The 21,629-nt window shown below is 48.1% G+C and carries 24 protein-coding genes and 1 pseudogene; 6 read left to right on the top strand and 19 right to left on the bottom strand.

Annotation, left to right across the window (positions count from 1 at the left end; translation table 11 throughout):
• Positions 1-11 precede the first annotated feature (11 nt).
• The 3 genes and pseudogenes from NE671_RS00650 to NE671_RS16145 all read right to left on the bottom strand — a co-directional run.
• Entirely contained in the window at positions 12-650 is a 639-nt protein-coding gene (locus NE671_RS00650; RefSeq protein ID WP_021651709.1) for an ECF transporter S component, read from the bottom strand.
• Positions 651-804: 154 nt separating this feature from the next.
• Positions 805-2,010, bottom strand: coding sequence for a bifunctional phosphopantothenoylcysteine decarboxylase/phosphopantothenate--cysteine ligase CoaBC (coaBC, locus tag NE671_RS00645; protein WP_021651707.1), 1,206 nt, complete (start codon positions 2,008-2,010; stop codon positions 805-807).
• Between the two features lie 14 nt (positions 2,011-2,024).
• Positions 2,025-2,528, bottom strand: a pseudogene (locus tag NE671_RS16145) (peptidylprolyl isomerase); the annotation flags it as partial.
• A 636-nt stretch (positions 2,529-3,164) separates the two neighbouring features.
• Between NE671_RS16145 and NE671_RS00635 the strand changes: the two are divergent.
• On the top strand, positions 3,165-3,644 hold the full coding sequence (locus NE671_RS00635) for an S-ribosylhomocysteine lyase (RefSeq protein ID WP_015524777.1): 480 nt from the start codon (positions 3,165-3,167) through the stop codon (positions 3,642-3,644).
• Positions 3,645-3,836: 192 nt separating this feature from the next.
• Here NE671_RS00635 and NE671_RS00630 read toward each other — a convergent pair whose 3' ends face one another.
• The 3 genes from NE671_RS00630 to NE671_RS00620 all read right to left on the bottom strand — a co-directional run bounded on the left by NE671_RS00630 (position 3,837) and on the right by NE671_RS00620 (position 6,665).
• Positions 3,837-4,391, bottom strand: coding sequence for an SH3 domain-containing protein (locus tag NE671_RS00630; protein ID WP_129974831.1), 555 nt, complete (start codon positions 4,389-4,391; stop codon positions 3,837-3,839).
• A 91-nt stretch (positions 4,392-4,482) separates the two neighbouring features.
• Complete coding sequence (locus NE671_RS00625) at positions 4,483-5,487, bottom strand: XdhC family protein (RefSeq protein ID WP_173745951.1); 1,005 nt, start codon at positions 5,485-5,487, stop codon at positions 4,483-4,485.
• A gap of 32 nt (positions 5,488-5,519) precedes the next feature.
• Positions 5,520-6,665, bottom strand: a complete 1,146-nt coding sequence (locus tag NE671_RS00620) for an aminotransferase class V-fold PLP-dependent enzyme (RefSeq protein WP_215638462.1) — start codon at positions 6,663-6,665, stop codon at positions 5,520-5,522.
• A gap of 80 nt (positions 6,666-6,745) precedes the next feature.
• Here NE671_RS00620 and NE671_RS00615 point away from each other — a divergent pair, with 80 nt between their 5' ends.
• From NE671_RS00615 to NE671_RS00605, 3 genes are all read left to right on the top strand, one after another.
• Positions 6,746-7,960, top strand: coding sequence for a dicarboxylate/amino acid:cation symporter (locus NE671_RS00615; protein ID WP_215638463.1), 1,215 nt, complete (start codon positions 6,746-6,748; stop codon positions 7,958-7,960).
• Between the two features lie 68 nt (positions 7,961-8,028).
• Positions 8,029-8,685 carry an IS607 family transposase gene (locus NE671_RS00610; RefSeq protein WP_173722306.1) on the top strand — a complete coding sequence of 219 codons (657 nt, stop codon included), beginning with the start codon at positions 8,029-8,031 and terminating at the stop codon, positions 8,683-8,685.
• A complete protein-coding gene (locus NE671_RS00605; protein WP_059085610.1) occupies positions 8,615-9,778 on the top strand; it encodes an RNA-guided endonuclease InsQ/TnpB family protein in 1,164 nt (387 codons plus the stop codon). The genes NE671_RS00610 and NE671_RS00605 overlap by 71 nt, the downstream gene beginning before the upstream one ends.
• A 415-nt stretch (positions 9,779-10,193) precedes the next feature.
• Here the strand turns inward: NE671_RS00605 and yedF are convergent, their stop codons facing one another.
• The 5 genes from yedF to NE671_RS00580 all read right to left on the bottom strand — a co-directional run bounded on the left by yedF (position 10,194) and on the right by NE671_RS00580 (position 14,592).
• Entirely contained in the window at positions 10,194-10,805 is a 612-nt protein-coding gene (gene yedF, locus NE671_RS00600) for a sulfurtransferase-like selenium metabolism protein YedF (protein ID WP_256163538.1), read from the bottom strand.
• An 84-nt stretch (positions 10,806-10,889) separates the two neighbouring features.
• On the bottom strand, positions 10,890-11,081 hold the full coding sequence (locus NE671_RS00595) for a hypothetical protein (protein ID WP_015524771.1): 192 nt from the start codon (positions 11,079-11,081) through the stop codon (positions 10,890-10,892).
• A 2-nt stretch (positions 11,082-11,083) separates the two neighbouring features.
• Positions 11,084-11,728: a GTP pyrophosphokinase gene (locus NE671_RS00590; RefSeq protein WP_015524770.1), complete on the bottom strand. Its 645-nt coding sequence runs from the start codon at positions 11,726-11,728 to the stop codon at positions 11,084-11,086.
• A 124-nt stretch (positions 11,729-11,852) separates the two neighbouring features.
• Positions 11,853-13,100 carry a DUF1015 domain-containing protein gene (locus tag NE671_RS00585; protein WP_256163536.1) on the bottom strand — a complete coding sequence of 416 codons (1,248 nt, stop codon included), beginning with the start codon at positions 13,098-13,100 and terminating at the stop codon, positions 11,853-11,855.
• 130 nt (positions 13,101-13,230) lie between these two features.
• Complete coding sequence (locus NE671_RS00580) at positions 13,231-14,592, bottom strand: MATE family efflux transporter (RefSeq protein WP_173741308.1); 1,362 nt, start codon at positions 14,590-14,592, stop codon at positions 13,231-13,233.
• Positions 14,593-14,899: 307 nt separating this feature from the next.
• On the opposite strand from NE671_RS00580, the gene NE671_RS00575 reads away from it, so the two are divergent.
• Positions 14,900-15,199, top strand: a complete 300-nt coding sequence (locus tag NE671_RS00575) for a BMC domain-containing protein (RefSeq protein WP_015524766.1) — start codon at positions 14,900-14,902, stop codon at positions 15,197-15,199.
• 16 nt (positions 15,200-15,215) lie between these two features.
• The gene (locus NE671_RS00570; RefSeq protein ID WP_015524765.1) at positions 15,216-15,506 is read left to right on the top strand and encodes a BMC domain-containing protein; all 291 of its coding nucleotides are present in this window, start codon (positions 15,216-15,218) and stop codon (positions 15,504-15,506) included.
• Positions 15,507-16,155: 649 nt separating this feature from the next.
• Here NE671_RS00570 and NE671_RS00565 read toward each other — a convergent pair.
• The 8 genes from NE671_RS00565 to NE671_RS00530 form a co-directional block, all read right to left on the bottom strand.
• Positions 16,156-16,848, bottom strand: a complete 693-nt coding sequence (locus NE671_RS00565) for a nucleotidyltransferase family protein (RefSeq protein ID WP_256163535.1) — start codon at positions 16,846-16,848, stop codon at positions 16,156-16,158.
• A 78-nt stretch (positions 16,849-16,926) separates the two neighbouring features.
• On the bottom strand, positions 16,927-17,619 hold the full coding sequence (gene yqeC, locus NE671_RS00560; RefSeq protein WP_059085605.1) for a selenium cofactor biosynthesis protein YqeC: 693 nt from the start codon (positions 17,617-17,619) through the stop codon (positions 16,927-16,929).
• Between the two features lie 54 nt (positions 17,620-17,673).
• Positions 17,674-18,531: a selenium-dependent molybdenum cofactor biosynthesis protein YqeB gene (yqeB, locus tag NE671_RS00555; RefSeq protein ID WP_256163533.1), complete on the bottom strand. Its 858-nt coding sequence runs from the start codon at positions 18,529-18,531 to the stop codon at positions 17,674-17,676.
• Positions 18,506-19,324, bottom strand: coding sequence for a DUF975 family protein (locus NE671_RS00550; RefSeq protein WP_173760890.1), 819 nt, complete (start codon positions 19,322-19,324; stop codon positions 18,506-18,508). Before NE671_RS00550 ends, yqeB begins: the two co-directional genes overlap by 26 nt.
• 3 nt (positions 19,325-19,327) lie before the next feature.
• Complete coding sequence (locus NE671_RS00545) at positions 19,328-19,927, bottom strand: histidine phosphatase family protein (protein WP_092069016.1); 600 nt, start codon at positions 19,925-19,927, stop codon at positions 19,328-19,330.
• Positions 19,920-20,300, bottom strand: a complete 381-nt coding sequence (locus NE671_RS00540; protein WP_022426466.1) for a bifunctional adenosylcobinamide kinase/adenosylcobinamide-phosphate guanylyltransferase — start codon at positions 20,298-20,300, stop codon at positions 19,920-19,922. Before NE671_RS00540 ends, NE671_RS00545 begins: the two co-directional genes overlap by 8 nt.
• Before the next feature lie 27 nt (positions 20,301-20,327).
• Positions 20,328-21,104, bottom strand: coding sequence for an adenosylcobinamide-GDP ribazoletransferase (locus NE671_RS00535; RefSeq protein ID WP_256163532.1), 777 nt, complete (start codon positions 21,102-21,104; stop codon positions 20,328-20,330).
• The gene (locus tag NE671_RS00530) at positions 21,101-21,628 is read right to left on the bottom strand and encodes a bifunctional adenosylcobinamide kinase/adenosylcobinamide-phosphate guanylyltransferase (RefSeq protein WP_092069010.1); all 528 of its coding nucleotides are present in this window, start codon (positions 21,626-21,628) and stop codon (positions 21,101-21,103) included. The genes NE671_RS00535 and NE671_RS00530 overlap by 4 nt, the downstream gene beginning before the upstream one ends.
• Position 21,629 lies beyond the last annotated feature (1 nt).

Raw genomic sequence — 21,629 nt, 5'->3', positions numbered from 1 at the left:
TTTCCCTGTCTTTATGCTTTTGTCTTCTTACGGCTGATCTGTGCAGATGGGATCAGATGTGCCTTGGAAAGTGCAGCTCCCACTGCTCCTGTGATCACTGTGGAGGAAATCATTTCGCATACTGCGTTGATCCCTACCATGAGACAGCAGCCGATGATAATGTTATGACCGCCCATCAGATTTTTTACATAATCGGTATTTCCGAACAGTCCTACAAGTGCTGCCATGAAGAACAGTGTATTCAGGAATGCGGAAAAGAATCCGGTTACTGCACATGCCACATAGGTATTGCTGACCTTTCGCATGCCTTTAAAAATATATCCGAGGCAGATACCGTCCAGAAGACGTGGGATGAAGCGCTGTATAAAGGCAAATACCGGATTGATACCGAAAAGCACAACTCCCATTGCACTGGAGCCGCCTACTCCTATGCACTGAAGAAAGCTGGTCAGGCCGAAGATCGCACCTGCCACGGCTCCTCCTACAGGTCCAAGGACGACTGCACTGATGGCTACCGGGATCACGTTAAAGGAAATGGCCAATGGCCCGATGTTCAGATATCCCAGTGGTGTGTAGGCCATCAGCAGAAGGATCGCTGCCATCAGGCCCAGTAACGTAAGCTGCGCTGTTGTAAATCTGTTGTTTTTCATTTCTTCTCCTCCTTGTTACCGTTCCGCTCTGTGAATATTTCCGGAAATACAGCATTTCCCGGCGTTTTCTGCGGATACAATACGGTGATGGAAAGCGGTGATCTTTTTGTTCCGCTTTTCGTTGTTAAAACCGGCTATCTGACCGGTTCTGTAGCTATGCTTCTGCCTTTGTGGTAAGCAGAAGGATCTTATCCAGGATCTTTAACGCTGCATCCTCCTTGCTCATAAGCGGGAGTGACACTTCTTCGTCCTGTGTGATCAGAGTCAGGACATTGGTATCTCCCTGGAATCCGGCGCCTTCTACCTTCAGGTTGTTGGCTGCCACCATATCCAGGTTTTTCTTCTCAAGCTTGGCTCTGGAATTACGGAGCATGTCTCTGGTCTCCATGGAAAATCCGCAGAGGAACTGGCCCTGCTTTTTGTGCTGGCCCAGATATTTCAGAATGTCGTCTGTCCTCTCAAGCTCTATGGAAGCCTGATCGTCTTTTTTCTTAACCTTGTCTTCGCTGACCTGCTTCGGACGGTAGTCTGCCACTGCGGCAGCCTTGATGATGATGTCCTGTTCATCACTTAAACCGGTGACTGCCTCAAACATATCTCTGGCGGATGTCACAGGTACGACCTTCACAAAAAGGGGCGGCTCAATGGCAGTAGGTCCGCTTACCAGCGTAACCTCCGCTCCTCTGAGCATGGCCATTTTTGCAATGGCGTATCCCATCTTTCCGGATGAATGGTTGGTGAGACAGCGGACCGGGTCGATGGCCTCCTGGGTAGGTCCTGCCGTTACCAGGAGCTTTTTGCCGGCAAGGTCTTTCTGGAAGGCGGCTTCCTTCAGGATATATTCCAGAAGGGTTTCCGGCTCCGGCATTTTTCCAGCTCCGGTGTCCCCGCATGCCAGATAGCCGCTGGCCGGTGTGATCACCTCATATCCGTAGGTTTGCAGCTTCCGGATATTGTCCTGCACCACGGGATTCTCATACATGGCGGTATTCATGGCCGGTGCAAGGATCTTCTGACACCTGCAGGCCATTACCGTAGTGGTGAGCATATCGTCCGCAAGGCCGTTGGCCAGCTTTCCGATCACGTTTGCACTGGCCGGTGCGATCATCACAACATCTGCCTTCTTGGCAATGGATACGTGCTCTACCTGAAACTGAAAGTTCCGGTCAAAGGTATCCACCAGGCATTTATTCCCGGTCAGTGTTTCAAATGTGATCGGATTGATAAAGTTCGTTGCATTCTCTGTCATCAGTACATGGACATCTGCATGAAGCTTATGTAATGCACTTGCCAGATATGCGATCTTGTATGCAGCAATACTTCCTGTGATGCCAAGAAGCACTGTTTTCCCTTTCAGCATCCTTCTCCCTCCTGTCAGTCAACCATACGGATACTCTCGATCACCGGCTGCTGATCCTTTGCAATGGTTCCGTTGCCGTCTGTCGGCTTGGCATCCTTGCAGATCTGATCTACAATGTCCATCCCGGAGGTCACGTGTCCGAATGCAGCATAGTCGCCGTCCAGATGTGTGGAATCGGACTGTACGATAAAGAACTGAGAGCTTGCGCTGTCCGGATCTGTGCTGCGGGCCATGGAAATGGTTCCTCTTACATGAGAAATATCGTTCTTCACTCCATTGCTGGAAAATTCGCCCTTGATGGTATCCTCTGCTCCGCCGGTTCCGTCTCCGTTTGGATCTCCGCCCTGGATCATAAATCCGTCAATGATCCGGTGGAAGGTCAGACCGTCATAAAAATTGTCCTGTACCAGCTTTACAAAATTTGTGACTGTGATGGGTGCGGTGTCTGCATCCAGCTCTACATCGATCTCGCCATAATCCTTTACGGTGATGGCAGCATGATGGGTTCCTGTCAGCTGCTGGCTGGTATCGATCACAGTTGTTCCTGCCATTTGTGCATCCTCGGAACCATCGGAAAATTCTCCGTCTGCGCTGTCTGTATCCTCTGTACTGTCTGCGGAGCTGTCTGCAGAAGCTTCGGTTTCATGTGAAGTGTCCTCTGCATCGCCGGAAGCCTCCTGATCATCGGCGCTTTCTTCATGGTCTGAAAAGCCTGCCGCCTCAGCCTCCTCCTCGGATACTGCATTGGCTGCTGTCTCTTCATCTACGCCTGTCTGTCCTTCTGAGGTTTCTTTCTCCAGAGATTCTTCCTTCTGGTCTGCTTTGTCAGAAGTACTGTCTGTGCTTCCGCATCCGGAAAGCATTCCTGCGGTAAGAGCTGTCGCAAATAATACGGCTAAAACCTTACGTTTCATATTTATAAGTCCTCCTTATCAGATCCCGAAAACGCCTGTTCCGGCATTTTCAGGTGAGCTTTTCACTCTCCCCCCTGTAAGCTTTTCTCAGTTTAACATCATCTTTTCATAAAGTCAACTTTGCACGGAACCAGGTGCAGGATTCCCTTTGTTTTGCCTTGTATCTCTTCCGGTTCTCTGCTAAAATCATGTATGGAGCTTATTATGGGCTCCGTACATATAAGAAAGTGAGGAATCAACATGGAAAAGATCACAAGTTTTACCATTGACCATATCAAGCTTCAGCCAGGCGTATACGTTTCACGTAAGGATCCGGTTGGAGATCAGGTGATCACTACCTTCGATATCCGTATGACTTCTCCCAATGAGGAGCCTGTTATGAACACAGCCGAGCTTCACGCCATGGAGCATCTGGCAGCTACCTTCCTGCGGAACCATAAGGAATTTGGCCCGAAGGTCATTTACTGGGGTCCTATGGGCTGCCGTACCGGAAATTATCTTCTTCTTAACGGGGATTATGAATCCAGAGATATCGTTCCGCTGATGATTGAGATGTTTGAATTTATCCGCGATTTTGAGGGTGAGATCCCGGGAGCTTCTCCCAAGGACTGCGGAAATTATCTGGATATGAACCTTGGCATGGCAAAATATCTGGCAAAGAAATTCCTGAACGAGGTTCTCTACGATATCAAGCCGGACCGTCTTGTTTATCCGGAATGATCTGCGGGTACGATCCGCTGGCATGATCCTTGTGTTCTGAACGGACTATATGCCGAAACAAAAAAACAGGCTACCTGTATCGATGTTCTTTCATCGGATACAGTTGCCTGTTTTTTATTATATCAAGGAGATATCTGCAATTAAAGCAGGATCAGGATTTCCCTGATCTGGTCAAAGCCTGTAGTCTGTGCTCTACTGTGCTGCTTCTGTGGTAGTATCTTCTGCGGTAGTATCTGCTGCCACTGCGCCCACCGGCGGTGTTGTGCTGACATAATCACCGGATGCGTAGCAGGTCTGGCCATTATAATCCACACGAATCCATCCATTGTCACAGACACCGGTACACTTCAGGGATTCTCCGGAAAGGACACCTGCCACAAATTCTGCCTCTGCGTTGGCGTCAGAACGTAAATTCACACCCTCCACTGCATAGTAAGTAGCATCCTGTGCCTGTACGTTAATGCCGCTTGGGGTCTGCTCCGTAGCTGCTGTCTGTGCTGCGGGATCTGTTGCCGCTGCTGCTCCGTCTGCCGTGGAATCCGCTGCCGCTGCTGTTCCGTCTGCTGTGGAATCTGCTGCCGCTGCTTCTGGTGTAGGTGTTGCAGTTGCCTTCGGCTTCTCTGTGGGCTCCGGCGTCGGTGTGGAATCTACTACTGTTACCACTGCATCGGTTCCTTCCTCATATCCACAGCCCTGTGCAAGGAAAGCCGCGCCTATTATCAAAGCCATAATACATTTTTTCTTCATGTTATCTGATTCCTCCTTATACGCCGGTAAAAAATTCTCTGCGTCCAATATACACGATTCTGCAATATTATGCAAGTCCTGGCCGGTTCTTTCACATATTTACCGGCTCAAAAAGCACCCGGACAGTTCCGCCGCAGATCATTCCCAGATCTCCTGCCCCCTGTCCCAGCTCGTAAACCTTTGTTTCCGTATTTCGGATATTTACTGCGTGTTTTCCGGCTTCAAACTCCACTTTTCCGCCGCCGATGCTTCCTGCCGTGCTTCCGTCCCGGAATACGAACATCTTGCTCCCAGTTCCTCTTGGTGAGGAGCCCTTCTTCTCGATGATCGTGACCATGGTTCCCGGTGTCCTGCGGCGTACTGCTGCCTCCACCTCCTCATCACAGTAGGTGCGGAAATGCCGGTTCTTTTCCTGCACGATCTCTGCCATGATGCTCACGGCGATCTCAGCCGGCATCTGTCCTCCGATGGGAAGTCCGATGGGGGCATGGATCTGATCCAGCTGTTCCTCCATAAAGCCCTCTTTTAGGAGCTTTTCCCTGGTGATCCGCACCTTTGTCCTGCTTCCGATCATTCCGAAATATGCAAAGGGTCTCTTAAGGATCGCTCTTGCACAGGCGGAATCTCCCAGATGGCCTCGTGTCACCACTACATAGTAGGCATTTTCATAGGGAGGGATCCTGTCGGACAGGGTATCAAAATCTCCAAAGATTCTCTCATCTACCATGGGAAATCTTTCCTCCGTCACAAATTCCTCCCGGTCATCCATGACTGTTACATGAAAGCCCAGCATCCTGCCGATCTCTGCTACCGGAAGAGAAACATGGCCGCCACCCAGTATGATCAGCCTGGGATTCTTCTCGTAGGTTTCCACAAATATCTCCCGGTCTCCGTTTTTCACAACGCCGGTTTCCACAGCTGCTTCCACGGAAGCCTTCAGGAATTCTTCTGCTTCTTTATTTCTTTCTGCTCTCTTCGGATAAAAAAAGCTGCTTTCTTCCAAAAGATATTTCAGCCCGGCATCCTTTCCGTTCAGAAGGATCCCTGTTTTTACACGCCCTCTTTTTTCTACCACATCATATATTGTCTGATACATGCTTTGTGTCCTTTCTGTCCGTCTTTCGCTGTTTATTCCGCGGCAAGCTCCTTTACCGCCCTGGCAGCAGTGTCCACCTCTTCTTCCGTATTAAAATAAGAAAAGCTAAAGCGGACAGCTCCCGTTTTTTCGGTTCCCAGTGCTTTGTGCATCAGCGGTGCACAGTGGCCGCCGGCTCTTACACTGATCCCGTACTCTTCATCAAGGACCATGGCCACCTCTGCCGAGTCCATCCCTGCAATATTCAGAGTCACCACAGGGGAGCGTTCTTCCCTGGAAAAATCCCCGTACAGGGTGACTCCCGGAATTTCCTTTACCTGGTCATAAAAACGCCACATCAGCTGCTGCTCTCTTTTTCGGATCTGTTCTGTTCCAATTTCGGTAATCCAGCTGATGGCTGCGCCAAGACCTGCGATCCCATGGCTGTTCAAGGTGCCTGCCTCCAGTGTCTCCGGCATATCCTGCGGATGCTCTCTCTGAAAGGTGAGGACGCCGCTTCCGCCTACCTTCAGAGGCTCCACAGCTACCCCCGGACGGACACAGATGGCTCCTGTGCCCTGTGGGCCCATAAGGCCCTTATGTCCGGAAAAGCAAAGAATATCTATATGATCTTTTTTCATGGAAATCGGAAATACTCCTGCTGTCTGGGCAGCATCCACAATAAAAAGCTTCTGGTGCTTCTGTGCGATCTCACCGATGGCGTGGATATCATTGAGATTTCCTGTCAGATTGGAGGCGTGGGTACAGACGATCACCTTCGTCTCCGGACGGATGGCTGCTTCAAGCTCCGTAAGGGAGATCCGTCCCTTGCGGTCTGCCGGCAGGATCGTAAGCTTCATGCCTTTTTTTTCCAGGCGGTACAGCGGACGGAGCACACTGTTGTGATCCATCTCCGTACAGATTGCATGGATAGTTTCCTCCTCTGGATGAAGTGTTCCCTGCAGGGCGATATTGAGCGCTTCCGTGTCATTGGATGTAAAGGCCACACATTCCGGTCCCCATACGTCAAACATCTCTGCGATCTGGCATCTTGTATTAAAAATAAGCCTTGAGGCTGCCATTGCTTCGCCGCTGCTGCCCCTTCCGCTGTTTCCTGCATGCTGCATGGCTTCCACCACAGCACACGGCACACAGTCCGGCTTATGAAAGCTTGTAGCCGCGTTATCCAGATAAATCATTTCATCCTCCTTGTGATTTTTATCAAATACCTTTATAATAAACTCTGGCTTTATTTTATACTATCCGAGGAGGTTTTCCAATGAAAAAAACATCTTTTTTCAACAGTCTGCCATTTAAGCTGCTGGTCGCTGTGATCCTGGGGATCATAGCCGGTCTTATCCTGAACCGATACAGCACCAACGGAATCTCCATGGCAGTTCTTAATATCACAGTTACTATCAAGTACATTCTGGGCCAGATCATTACCTTCTGCGTGCCGCTGATCGTGCTGGGATTTATCGCTCCGTCCATTACCAGGCTTGGCAAAAATGCTTCGCTGATGCTGGGTGTTGCGGTTGTCCTCGCTTACGGCTCCTCTGTTGGCGCAGCGCTTTTTTCCACAGCCTCTGGCTTTCTCATCATTCCACATCTGTCCATCCATTCCTATGCTGCAGGACTGAAGCGGCTGCCGGAGGTGATCTTTGAGCTGGAGATCCCGCAGATCATGTCCGTTATGAGTGCTCTTGTTTTTGCAATGATGCTGGGACTTGCCGCTACCTGGACAAAGGCGAAGCTGATCACTGGGCTCCTGGATGAATTTCAGAAAATCGTTCTTTCTCTGGTGGCTCGAATCATCATCCCCATTCTTCCGTTATTTATCGGCACTACCTTCTGTGGCCTTGCCTACGAGGGAACCATCACCAGACAGCTGCCTGTTTTTCTGAAGATCATCGTACTGGTGCTTGCCGGGCATTTTATCTGGATGGCTCTTCTTTACATCCTTGCAGGTATCTATTCCGGAGAAAATCCTCTGGAGGTTGTCCGCCATTATGGTCCTGCCTATCTGACTGCCGTAGGGACCATGTCCTCTGCAGCCACACTGGCCGTTGCACTGCAGTGCGCCTCCAAGGCAAAACCACTCCGTAAGGATCTGGTCAGCTTCGGGATTCCTCTTTTTGCAAACATCCATCTCTGTGGCTCCGTTCTGACAGAGGTTTTCTTCTGTATGGCGATTTCGAAGATCCTGTACGGTTCCGTTCCCACGCCGGGTACCATGGTTCTGTTCTGCCTTCTTCTGGGTATCTTTGCCATCGGAGCTCCCGGTGTTCCCGGCGGAACCGTCATGGCATCCCTTGGCATCATCACCGGAATACTGAAATTCGACAGCTCCGGCACTGCATTGATGCTTACCATCTTTGCACTGCAGGACAGCTTCGGAACTGCATGCAACGTGACCGGCGACGGCGCACTGACGCTGATGCTTACCGGCTATGCAAAGCGCCATCATATTGAGGAGGATGATATAAGTAACTAAATATATTGCAAAAAGATATTAAATGTGTTTAAATATACTTATGGAGGTATATTATGGACACATCAAATATCACAAATTATAAACCAAAAGATTTTGCGGAATTATTAGGTGTTTCTGTAAAAACGCTTCAGAGATGGGACAGAGAGGGAATCTTAAAAGCAAACCGAACTCCAACAGACAGACGTTATTACACATATGACCAGTATCTTCAATTTAAAGGTATAAATATAGAACATGATAAACGAAAAGTTGTTATTTATGCAAGAGTATCTACCAAAAACCAAAGGGATGATCTTCAAGATCAGACAGCATTTCTGCGTCAGTTCTGTAATGCCAGAGGAATGATCGTAGACCAGTGCATTGAAGATTATGGAAGCGGACTTAATTATAACCGCAAGAAATGGAATGGATTACTGGACGAAGTCATGGAGCAGAAGGTCAAAACCATAGTGATCACGCATAAAGACAGATTTATCCGTTTTGGATACGACTGGTTTGAAAGATTCTGCATGAAATTCCACACAACGATACTGGTGGTGAACAATGAAGAACTGTCACCACAGGAAGAACTTGTACAGGATATTATTTCCATCCTTCATGTGTTTTCCTGTAGATTATATGGACTTCGTAAGTATAAAAAACAGATAGAAAAGGATGAGGAGATTGCTGAAGAGCTTCAAGACAGAGATCGATCCTACAGAAGAGCAGAAGATCAAAATACATAAGACAATCGGCACATGCAGATATATTTATAATTTCTACCTGTTTCATAATAAAGAACGTTATGATGCCGGTGAAAGATTTATGAGCGGCAAGTCGTTCAGTGTATGGCTGAACAATGAATACCTTCCAAGGCATCCGGAATATTTCTGGATCAGAGAAGTCAGTTCCAAATCGGTAAAGAATGCAATCGAAAATGCCTGTACCGCTTTTTCAAGATTTTTTCATCATCAGAGTAGTTTCCCGAGATATAAGAAAAAAGGAAGATCTGATGTAAAAATGTATTTTGTAAAGAATAATCCCAAAGACTGTCTCTGTGAACGTCACAGGATCAAGATCCCAACACTTGGCTGGATAAGGCTGAAAGAAAAAGGTTACATTCCGACCTCTAAGGATGGATATGTGATCCGAAGCGGGGCAGTTTCCATGAAAGCAGGCAGATATTATGTGTCTGCACTTGTCGATATACCTGCTCCGGAAGCAGATGGAAATTTCACTGATGGGATTGGAATTGATCTGGGGCTGAAAGACTTTGCAGTTGTATCAAATGGAACTGTATACAGAAATATCAATAAAACAGCACGGATTAGAAAACTTGAGAAACAATTAAGACGGGCACAGCGAAAGCTTTCCCGTAAATATGAGAACTTAAAGAAAGGGGAGACCACTCAAAGAGCAAATATATGCAAACAAAAGCTTAAAGTACAGAAACTTCATCATCGGATAGAAAATATCCGTACAGATCATATCAACAAGGTAATATCTGAGATAGTGAAAACCAAGCCGTCTCATATAACGATTGAGGATCTGAACATATCCGGGATGATGAAGAACCGGCATCTCTCAAAAGCAGTTGCGTCCCAGAAATTCTATGAATTCCGGACAAAATTGAAAACAAAATGTGCTGAATATGGAATCGAACTGAGAGTAGTTGACCGATGGTATCCATCTTCCAGGATCTGCCACTGCTGCAGCTGTATTAAAAAAGATCTGAAACTTTCAGACAGGATCTACAGATGCACATGTGGATATATTGAGGACAGAGATCTCAATGCAGCACGGAATCTGAGAGATGCAGAGACTTACGAAGTTGCATGATCCCGCAAACGTAAGTATGTACCGAAGGCTATTTCGGGAATTAACGACTGTGGAGTGTACTTAGGATCTGTGAGTAGAGATAACTCCGGTTACTCAAAAGCATACACAAAGAAACAGTAAGCGGTATTCGTGAGAATCCGCATTATCTCGATGTGAGTATGTTTAATCACATTTTGAGTGGCAGCAGCAGCTTGATGTGGAATTGTAAGTTCGGAGCTAAGTCAGGCGGATATTCCCGATCCGCTTCGTTGCTTGCTCATAACCGGATATCAGCCAGATACCAACTGGATGTCAGAAATGCCGCAGGCTTCAAAATGGCTCTGCGGCATTTCTGTATATTTCTATTTGTTTCTATCTGCTTCTGTAAGTTTCTATTGTTTCTATATGCTTTTGTTGTTTCTATATGTTTTTCTGTTTACGGGCGGATCACTTTTCCTGCTTTTGTGAGCTTTTCCGCTATGGTATACATATTTGTTACGGTTCCCACTGCCGGTTCCTTCAGTCCGTAGAAGTTCACGCAGGTTCCGCAGGTCAGGATCTCGGTTCCCTGCTCCTGTAAGGTCTTAAGGTCTTCGATACATGGTGAATCCTGTGCGGTAAGTCTGGCTCCGCCATTATAAAACAGCATAACTGACGGCGGTGTCTCCAGCTGTGTCAGCGCATACACAAATCCCTTGAGCAGGATCCCGCCAAGCTCCGGATCTCCATCTCCCATCTTATCGGAAGTGATGGCAACGGTATAATCTCCCTGCGGAACAGCCGGTGTGCAGACGATCTCAGGCTCTGTCTGGCTTCTTGCAGCAGGATCAGATTTTACTGTCATATTGATCTCGTAACCACCTTCTGTTTTTCTGGATACGAAACTGCATCCGGTACTTCCGGCAAGTCTGCTCAAATTGTTTACTGCTGTTTCGTTGTCTACCAGGATCAAGATCTCGTCTCCCTGCTCTGCCTTGTCAAGGATCTTCTTGGTCATTACAACCGGGATCGGACACTGTTTCCCCATTGCATCTACTGTGTGCTTCATACTCACTCCTCCTGTATTCTGTGATTTTTTATAATTGCTGTTTTATCATTATTGCTTTTTCGCTGTTTTCTTTTCTTTGATCTTTTATTTCTGCTCCAGCTCATGGGCCTGTTTGAAGATCTCACAGGCGCCTGTGTTTACACATCTTTCATGCGCGCAGTCCATAAAGGTCAGCTTCCTGCTGCTGTCCTCCTGCCGTGTATACTCACAGCAGACGGTTTCGCCCCCGTTCATGGTACGGCAGAAACCGGATATAAATTCCTCTTCGATCTCCATTCCTATCCCTCCGTCGGATTCTCAGTAATCTGGGCAGGTGTGATCTCCTCCAGCATTCCTGTTTCATTGTAGGCTTCAAACTGTTCCTCGATCTTTCCAAGGATATCTGCATACTGACAGAAGGCCTCCGCCAGCTCATCCCTGTGTTCCGGAAGCTTCTTGTAACAGACACGGTGCTCCATGCTTGCCCAGAGATCCATGGTCATCGTCCTCAGCTGGATCTCCACCGGAAAATACTCCATGGTATCCAGATAATACACCGGAACTGCAATGATCACGTGAAAGCTGCGGTATCCGTTAGGCTTGGGATTCTGTATGTAATCCTTTTCCCTGATAAAGATCAGTTCACTCTGCCGCTTCAGCGCATTTACAAGATTGTATATATCATCAATAAAGTAGCAGATCACACGGATCCCAGCGATATCCCGGAGATGATCCTTGGCGTTCTGCACACTGTCCGAATGTCCCAGCTTCTCCAGCTTCTTTTCGATGCTCTTCTTGGATTTGATCCGTTCCTGGATATTGTGGATCGGAGATACGGAAGACTTCTGATACAGGCTTCCGTTGAGCACCTCAAGCTTGGCGCGCATGATCTGACATGCGTTCTGATATGGCTGGATACAATCGTAATACTGTTCGTTTGTCATGAAAAACCCTCTTTCGCGTTTGCTCAGAATATACTTGTATCTTACCGGACAAATGTGAGCAATCTGTAGTGATTTCCTAAGATTTTCCTGACAATTTTATTAAAAATCTATAAAGCATCCGGCATCAGTCTGAAAGCTTATGGATAAAAAGACCACTGCGGAGCTTCGGTTCAAACCAGGTGCTCTTTGGCGGCATAAGCTTACCCTCGTCTGCGATCGTCATCAGCTCCTCCATGGATGTAGGATACATGGCAAAGGCAGCTCCTCCTGTCTCATCTGCAGCTGCTGCCAGATCCTTCAGCCGGTGGTTTCCTCCCATAAAGCGGATCCTCTCATCGGTACGCGGGTCACTGATCCCCAGAACCGGACCCAGGACCTTATCCTGAAGAATAGACACATCCAGCTGACCTACGCTGTCTTTACCCGCATAGATATCCGGATATGCCTTCAGATGGAACCATTCTCCGTCTACATACAGCCCAAAGCAGTGTTTCTCCACCGGTTTACATGGAAATCCCGGCATTGCCATCAGCTCAAAATTAAACTTCATGCTTCCGATAAAGGCTTTGGGTTCCATACCCTTGATATCCTTTACGATCCTGTGATACGGAAGGATGGTCAGCTGGTCATACGGAAATACCACAGACAGGAAAAAGTTAAATTCTTCTTTTCCGGTGTAGTCCGGATGCTCCGCTCTTCTCTTCTGTCCAACCTTTACTGCGGAGGCTGCTCTGTGGTGTCCATCTGCAATATAGATAGAGGAGATCCCGCCAAAAAGACTATGTATAGTCCGGATCTTTTCTTCCTCATCTACGACCCATACACGATGTGTGATCTCGTCATCGGAAGTAAAATCATACACAGGAGCATGTGCATCTTTCCATTCTTCCATAAGAGTAAGAAGCTCTGCCGGATATCTGCACGCCAGAAAAATAGGGCCTGTGTTGGCATCACAGACATCCACATGACGGATGCGGTCCTGCTCCTTATCCTCTCTTGTAAGCTCATGCTTTTTGATCACACCATTCATGTAATCATCAATGGAGCTGACACCTACGATCCCGGTCTGGGATCTTCCCTTACGGATCAGTTCATACAGATAATAGTTCGGTTTCTCATCCTGGATCAGGATCCCTTCTTTCTGGAAACGATCCAGATTTTCCCTTGCCTTCTGATAAACCTTCGGATCATAAAGATTGGTTTCCGGATCCAGATCCATCTCTGCACGGTCTATATGGAGAAAAGATTCCGGATTTTTTTTCCCGATCTCTCGCGCTTCCTCTCTGCTGACTACGTCATAGGGAAGTGCAGCCACCTTTTCTGCTTTTTCTGAAGCAGGTCTTACTGCCCGAAATGCCTGAAATAAAGCCATTATGTTTTCCTCTCATTCCTGTCCGGCTATACGCCGGACTTTCTTAAGATTTCTGCTTAGTTTGCAGAAAAATCATCCTGTCCATTCTAACACATATCAAAATTTCCCGCAAACCTTTATCCGGCCCGTCTTATGCCTTACGTTTGTTCAGCTCCGGCAGTACCGTCGCCAGCATGGTGAAAAAGCATGCACAGCCGCCTACAAGGTTGGAAACCGGTTCCGCCCAGAACACGCCGTCTGTTCCCAGGCCATTCACAGAAGGCAGCAGGAGCGTCAGCGGTACTACGATCACTACCTTTCGGAGCAGAGAAAAAAAGGTGGCCTTTTTTGCCTTTCCCAGTGCCACGAACACGCTTTGTCCGGTAAACTGCAAGGCCATAAAGCAGAAGCCGAAAAAGTAAATATGAAGGGCGGGAACTCCCTTTTCCAGAAGCCCGGGATCGCTGTTAAAGATCCGGATAAAAAATTCCGGAAGCAGCTTCAGGATTCCCCAGCCTGCCAGGGTATAGATCACACAGACAGCTGTAATAAATTTAATTGCTTTTTTGACTCTGTCGTATGCTTTTTCTCCATAATTGAAGCTCATGACCGGAGAAGCACCTGTGGTAAGCCCATGGACCGGCATGGTGAAAATGTCACGGACAGAATTTAAAACTGTCATGACACCAACGTAGATATCACCACCCCAGGTCTGGAGTGTGGCATTGCATACCACCTGCACAAGACTGTTTGTAAATGCCATAAAAAAACCGGACATACCCAGGCTTACGATACTGCCCACTCTTTTCCAGGAGATCCTCATGGCGCTTTTTTTCAGGTTCAGGATCGCCTTTTTTCCTGTAAGGAAGCGTAAAACCCAGATGGCGGAACAGAACTGGGAAATGATAGTCGCCAAAGCCGCTCCCCGGACTCCCATGTGCATCCCAAAGATAAACAGGGGATCCAGAAGAATGTTCAGTACAGCACCGATCAGTATCGTGAGCATTCCTGTGTTTCCAAAGCCCTGGCTGTTGATAAACGGGTTCATTCCCAGAGTGATCATCACAAACAGGGTTCCCAGAAGATAGATCCTTATGTAGTCTGACGCATAGGAAAAGGTTACATCACTGGCGCCAAAGGCATATAGGATCGGTCTGTAAAAGATAAGGCCAATGGCTGTCAGGATCACTCCTGTGCCGATCAGCATCACAAAGGTGTTTCCCATGAGCATTTCTGCTTCTTCCCGGTTTCCTCTTCCCCGTTCCATGGAGCAAAGCGGTGCTCCTCCATTTCCAAAAAGATAGGTAAATGCGGTGATCAGGGTGATAATAGGAAAACACAGTCCCACTCCTGTCAGTGCAGTGGCTCCGATCTCAGGAATCCTTCCGATATAGATCCGGTCTACAATGTTGTAAAGGAGGTTCAGGATCTGTGCAATGATCATCGGCACAGCCACCTCCATAATGTTACGATAGACATTTCCTGTTGAAAAGTCTGTCTGATGTATCTGCATTTCTTTACACCTTCTTGCTTTTTTACTATTGTAAATATACTATATCTGATATGCAAAGTAAATATTTCCCTGTATGGCTACTGCGGAAATATCAGACGTTACTGTTTGTTCACTGTAATATCCCGCAAGGTGTTTTTTGTGAGCTACTGTTACTCCGTTCTCAGTAACACTTTGTTATCTGTGTATTTATTTCTTGCTATTTTTGTCTAAAAAAGTTATAATAAAGCCATAAAAACGGTAATGATTCCACGTAAAACCGGTCAAGAAACCACATTACTGGGAATCTGTTCCGCATGGAGGTATTTTTATGGATAATAATTATAAGGGCATGGCTGTAGGTGTTTTTGAGCTTGATAACCTGGTTGCCTGTTTTGTTGCTCTTGATGCTGCTTCCAAAGCAGCCAATGTCAGGATCCAAAGTGTTGAGCGTAACCGTCTGAAGAGTGGCGCCTGTGTCAAGATGCGTGGTTCTGTTTCTGACGTTAATGCAGCTATGGAGGTTGCGCTGGAGGCAGCCAAACCTCTTGGTAAGGTTGTTTCTCATACTGTGATCGCTTCTCCTTCTGAGGATACTGAGATTGCACTGAAGATGACGATCAATAAATAAAGGGGGCGACGGATTTATGAATTATGGTGCTTTTGGTTTAGTTGAGGTTGTTGGCAGCAGTAATGCAATCCTGGTGATCGACCAGATGCTGAAGACTTCTGATGTTTCTTTTCTTACCTGGCAGACAAAGTGTGGTGGACATGCCACTGTTTTTCTGACTGGTGATGTTTCTGCTGTTACGGCTGCCGTTGACAGTGTAAAAGGGAACCCGCCTTGTGAGATCGTAGCTTCAGCAGTGATCTCCAATCCTTCCGGTGAGACGGTTCGTCTGGCTGAGGAAGAAGCGGCTAAGAATCATTTTATTTGAGATTTGTCTACCTTATAATTATAAATTATAACGAACGTACGCAGGGAACCGCCCTGGCGTAGCGGGAAGGGCTTCGTCGTCCGCTGGCTTCTAAGGTGCTGCGGCTTCTGCTAAAACCATTCCAAAAAGTTCTGAACTCGCGTCCAGACGCTCAGACAGCAGAACTTTTTGGAATAACGCAGAAACCACACCACCTAAGAATCAGCAGGACTCCTGCAGAACATCCCACTACGCCAGGGCGGTTCCCTGCTGGCTTTTGTATAAGTGAAAATTGTCTCAGACACGGTGATTTCACACATCAGCCGGTGCTTTCATCATCGATGCTCTGCTTCTACAAACTTCACACTTTCACTCTAGCCTATCTCCCCTTTCGCACGTCAGCAACTCTTTTCGCTATATTCTTTAAACTCACGCCTTCACTCTAGCCCTCCACTCCTTCGCACGTCAGCCGGCGAGGTAGCGTCTGGTTTGGGCTGGCTCTGCAGGAGGGGTGCGCTTCTTAGGCGGTGGGAATCTGCGTTGCTGGAAAAAATCCAGCTGTTTGAGCGACGTAGGAGCGAGTTCTGGATTTTTTTCAGCGGTTTTAGCAGATTTCCAGCGCCTTAGAAGCCAGCCCCCGACGAAGCCCCAGCACAAACCAGACGGTACCTCACCGGCGTCCGTCCGAAAAATCCACATCCACCATCTCCCTTCCATCCTCAACCTTCATCACAGCCACATCCCCCCGATGTGCCACAACCACCCTCTTCCCTCCGACATCACCGGAAAGTTCCATCAGCTCCCCATAATACTTCTTCGAAAAAACACAGGGATTCCCGGTCTTCCCATCATGCTCCACACAGGCGATCCCCTTCCCATCTCTCAAAAACACATCCACCAGTCCAAAAACCGTCTCCCACCGCAACCACGGCTGATCTGCCACCGTAAACAAACAAGCATCCATCTCCCGGTTGACCCGCAGCCCGATCTTCAGTGAGGAAGATATCCCCGCATCCGGATGCAGATTATAAAGAAACCTCGCGCCGAGCTTCTCCGCTTCCTGCGCGATCTCCTCATACTGTGTGACAACTGTGATCTCACACCTGTGTCCCTGTTCCTCCAGTGCTGCTTTCACTTCTTTCAGTTCCAGGAGAATATGCCTGTACATCGGCATTCCGTCTATCCCGTACAGCAACTTATTGCTTCCAAACCGCCGGCTGTTTCCTGCTGCCAGCATGATCAGTCCCAGTTTCATATCACCGCTCCACTTCCTTTCGATTCTAGTACAGCGAATATTAAGTAACCGCCATATTGACTTGCCTGATTTTTCATCTGCTGCGTTGTCGTCAATCGTCGTAGCCACCGCTACGCCTCATTCCTCCGCCTTGCAGATGAAGAAATCATCCTGCGTCAATATAGCAGAAACTTAATTTTCGCTGTACTAGCTGTTTACACTTCTCTGCAGGCTTCCGCAGATCACCATGATCCCAGACTCCTGACCTTGTGCCATAAGCTTCTCCGCCACACAAGGATCCTCCAGAGTATCTGCCTTGTTCAGATACGCAAGAAATCTTCGTCCGTCCACTCCTTTTTGCAATCCGTCTTCAGACCGGATGATCTTCCACACATCCATCCATGTCACAGGCTCATCTGTACGCTTTCCCAGAAATCCCGCCACATCATCCGGACGGTGTGCCGTATCACAGATCCTTTTGCCGATGCAGTCAAGACCGATCACTCCTACTACCACATCTGCAAAAGAAGGGATCACCGGCTCATGAACAGCCGGCACTTTAAGGGGTCGGCGCCTGGATCCGTCAGCTTCCACAAGAAGAAGATCACAAAAGCCGGGCAGCTTTTCCAGGATCTCCTTTTCGGGGCCGGAAATCTTTGGCTGCCCGGCCTTGTGATGAGCCGCGATGACGTATCCGTATTGTTCTATAAGCCGGCATGCTCCCGGAATGTCCTCTGCCTCCGCAAAAGGACGTTCCGGTTCCCATGCCATATGCGTGGTTGTGGTCACGATCACACGTTTTCCCTGTCCGGAAAATATTTCTGCCAGTCCAAAGATCAGACTGGTCTTTCCGCCGCCTCCTGTGAATGCCACAGTAAACGCTTTTTCATTTTTCTTCATGACACACTCCATTTATCTTCTAACTTCTTTCAGGGACACCAGACTCTGTATCGGTCACAGATTCTCATTCCTCACAGCTTTCTCTGTTCCCGGAAGCACTCCGCAGGAAAGCAGCACCTCCAGAACTCCCCCTGCGATACACCTTGCCTTGTCTGAGATCGTAAAACAGTTTTTCTTCTGTTCTGCCCTTGGGTCGATGTCCGCGATCTTCATTCCCTCAAAAACAGGGTAACCGTCCCGGATCAGCCCCCGGATCACGCCGGAAATGGTAGCCTTCACCGGCGTATCACCTACCATGGCGATCACCTGGTCTTTTTCAACAAGATCTGCAATCTGACAGATGTTTTTCATGTTACCGGCTGCCGGTGAATGGATCACACGTTCCTTTCCGATCCCTGCGATCAGTCCCGGCACTCCGGTATTCGGCAGGGCACTGCCTTTTTTTATGATCCTTCCCAGGTTATGGCCACGCATGGTCTCGATCACGTAATCCACATCCTCCCCTGCGGTAAAGCCCGGGCCAAGTCCCACAGTCAGTGGTGCCATATCCCTGCTGGTCCCAAGATTCTTTTTGGCAAGGATGGCATCGATCACTGCCTCCGGCTCCAGTTCGCGGATATGTTTTCCATGGGTATCTATCAGAAGGGGGATCTCTCCCTGTGCCCAGCATTTCCTACACTGGGTCCGGATATCGTTCTCCGTGATCCTCCTGCACACAACGCCTTCTACCTCTGCAGTTCCGTCATAAACAGCTTCACAGAAGGCCACATGACGGCGGATGGCACTTGGACGGTCACATTCCAGGATCAGGACCTGATAGCCACTCTGATGAAGCTTGTGAATCACTCCTGTGGCCAGATCTCCGCCACCTCTCACAAGGATCATTTTATCCGTATATACCGCTATTTTCATCTTCATACACCTGCTGTTCGTTTCCCGGCATTCCTGCCGCAAGAGTATCATAAAGCTCCGCATAGGTTGCATCCTTATACGGGGATACATAAAAGAGTCCCGCGATCCCGGCCGTAATTGCCGAAAGGACAGACCAGGGAATAAAGGAAAGATCCAGGATAAAGGTATCCATCTTCTGTCCGTTCATCATCTCACGGCTTTTTGCAAACACTTCCTTTGTGCTCATATCCGGATATTCCGCAAGAAGATAAGGGATCATCTTATATTCGTAGGATTTTACCACTCCGGGAATAATAAAAAGCAGCGTCCACAATACAAGATACAGGTCCCGTAAAAACATGGTTTTTACGATATTACCGTAATTCCCGGAACGAAATGCACTGAGGAGTTTTCCGGGCCCGGGTACAGAATAAAGGTTCTCAATGTAAAAATCTCTTCCGCCTACCTCCAAAACATTTCCCACAAAGAAATGAAAAAGGATTCCGATCAGAGCCACCGCTACCACGGCACTGGCACTCAGAAGTGCAAAAAGCACTGCCAGTGGGGAGCGAAATACATGGCTGACATAAGAAGTAACACCATTGATATCCGTACCCAAACGATACGTTGTAACACCGTAGTCCGGACTTACCGCATTTCCGGCACTGCCTGTGGCCGCACCGCTTCCGCCGGTTGCCATCACAATAGCCAGCACCAGACTTACCAGCACGGCTGACCAGTAATTTTTTTTGAATGCCTGTTTTCCGCGCCATTTCAAGTCGCTGCGTTTCCAGCTGATCTTCTGCTCATTCATAACTTAACCCTCCATATATGCTTCACGGACACAGAGCTCTCTCCGTCCCTTCTGCCACAGCGCAGGCTCCAGCTCTGCCAAATAACCGCCGCCGTTTTTTACATGCCATTCATAAAAAGCCCTGGGTCTGTCCGCATATTCTTCCATAATGTTCATGATCGTACCGCCATGTATCACAAGAGCCGCTGTCTTTATGTTGTTACGGATACACTGTGTGACAGCCTTCTGAAATCCTGTAAGGCTCCGGCACTTAAACGCTTCTCGACTTTCTCCTCCCGGAAAAGGAAGCGTTCCATTGCTGTCGATCCACCTCTGATAATCCTGATTTCCGGAAAGCTCTTTATAATTTTTATTCTCAAACTCTCCAAAATCACACTCGGAAAGCTCTTCGATGATATGAAAGCTTTTTCCTGGAAAAAGGATCTCCGCAGTTTCCACACAGCGGCAGAGCGGACTTACATAAAGAGCCTCCGGCATGGGATAGGTCAGCTTTTCCAGAAATTCCTTTCCCTCCGTACTCAGCGGTTCATCCGTTGTTCCGATATAACGCTGAAGCTTATTTCCGGGTGTCTGTCCGTGTCGTATCAGATATAATCTAATCATCCTTCAGCACCGTCCCGATCCCGCATACCACTCTTGTGACCCTTCTGCTTTTTGCAGCCAGTGCAGTGCACACCCGGCCAACAGCTTCTCGGTACTGCCGTTCAAAAGCATCCGCCGGAACGATCCCGTAGCCTACCTCCTCACTGACAAGGATCACATCCGGATCCTGCTGTGCCAGCTTTTCTGCCAGACCGGTGAGATCTTCTCCTGCCTTCAGAGCTTTTCTTATGTATTCCTGAAATCCCAGAACACCCGCTGCCTTCAGAAGCTCCTCTTCTGTGATCTCTCCTCCGAATTTCCAGTCCACATCCGGGAACTGTGCTTTTGCATAGGCAGCTTTTCCCTGATATGCGCCTCCGATTATCATTTCCATAATATTTTTACCTCATCCAAATCTTCATTACAGATTAAACGTGCCACCAAAAGCAAGCACCAGTGCCATCACGACCTCGCAGATGCAAAGGAAAAATCCGGAAAGATCACCTGTGGTCCCTCCAAAATATTTCAAAGCCATATGGTGATACCACCAGAATACCAGAAGTGCGCTGACAGCTGCCAGAACACCCAGGACCGGATCTACCCATATCATCAGCGCTGCAAGGATCACAAACATCGTGATAAGAACATTTCGCACTGCGATCTCTGACGCATTTTTGGAAAATTCTGCCACAGTCCCGTCTGTCCTTGCCTTGGGAAATGTAATCACACCGATCCCGGAAAGACATCTGGACATCATAAAGCCCAGGCTCATGATACAGATCCCGTTATAATTTCCAAGGAGCTGATCCCAGGCTCCCAGCCAGAGGATAAAATATACACAGGCTGTGATAATGGCAAATGCACCTGCATGGGAATCCTTCAGGATCTCCAGCCTCCTTGTGCGTTCCTGCCAGGAGCTTAATGCATCTGACGTGTCCAGAAGCCCGTCTACATGAATGCCGCCGGTAACAAATACCGGGATCACAGTAAGGATCACAGCGAGAAAAAATGGCTCCAGAGCTACGTGTACACCGAGGACTCCTCCTGCAAGCCAGGTCAGGATGCCGATGGCAGTACCCACAAAGGGGAAAAAGCACATCATAAATTTTATGTTTTCCTTCTTCCAGTCCACCATGGGCATGGGGATCTTTGAAAACATGGCAAAGGCTGCCTTAAAACTGTTCCATAAACTTTTCATGCTTCCTTTCCTCCTTTATGCCATACAGGGATCCCGTATACGACTTCCACAACCTCTTCTGCCATCTCTGCCAGCTTCTGGTTGATCTGTCCCAGTTCTTTTTTATACTGTTCTGATTCTTCCTCGTAGAGAATCCCGTCTGAAAAGATCTCGTTGGTGACGATCACCACATGCTTTGCCTGGGAAAGAAGATTTTTCACTCCTTCTGTGATCTTTTCTGCCACCTCCGGGTGGAAGCCGCCTTCCCGGAACATCTCATTTGCAACCAGATTGGACATGCACTCCAGAAGGACCACGCAGTCCTTCGGAATGAGCAGCTCATCCAGCTCTGTATATCTTTCAATTGTCTCGAAGCCTTTTCCTGCACGCATGTGCCGGTGTCTGCGGATGCGCCTGTGGCTTTCTTCGTCAAAAGCCTGCATGGTGGCGATATAGATCCTTCTGGCTTCGCCAAGGGAAAGTACGGTTTCTTCCGCAAAAGCAGATTTTCCGCTTCCGCTGCCTCCTGTTACAACAACCAGCATA

It is taken from the genome of Blautia sp. DFI.9.10, assembly GCF_024461705.1.
GTDB lineage: Bacteria > Bacillota > Clostridia > Lachnospirales > Lachnospiraceae > Blautia_A > Blautia_A fusiformis.
This window is presented reverse-complemented; position numbering and strand designations above follow the sequence as displayed.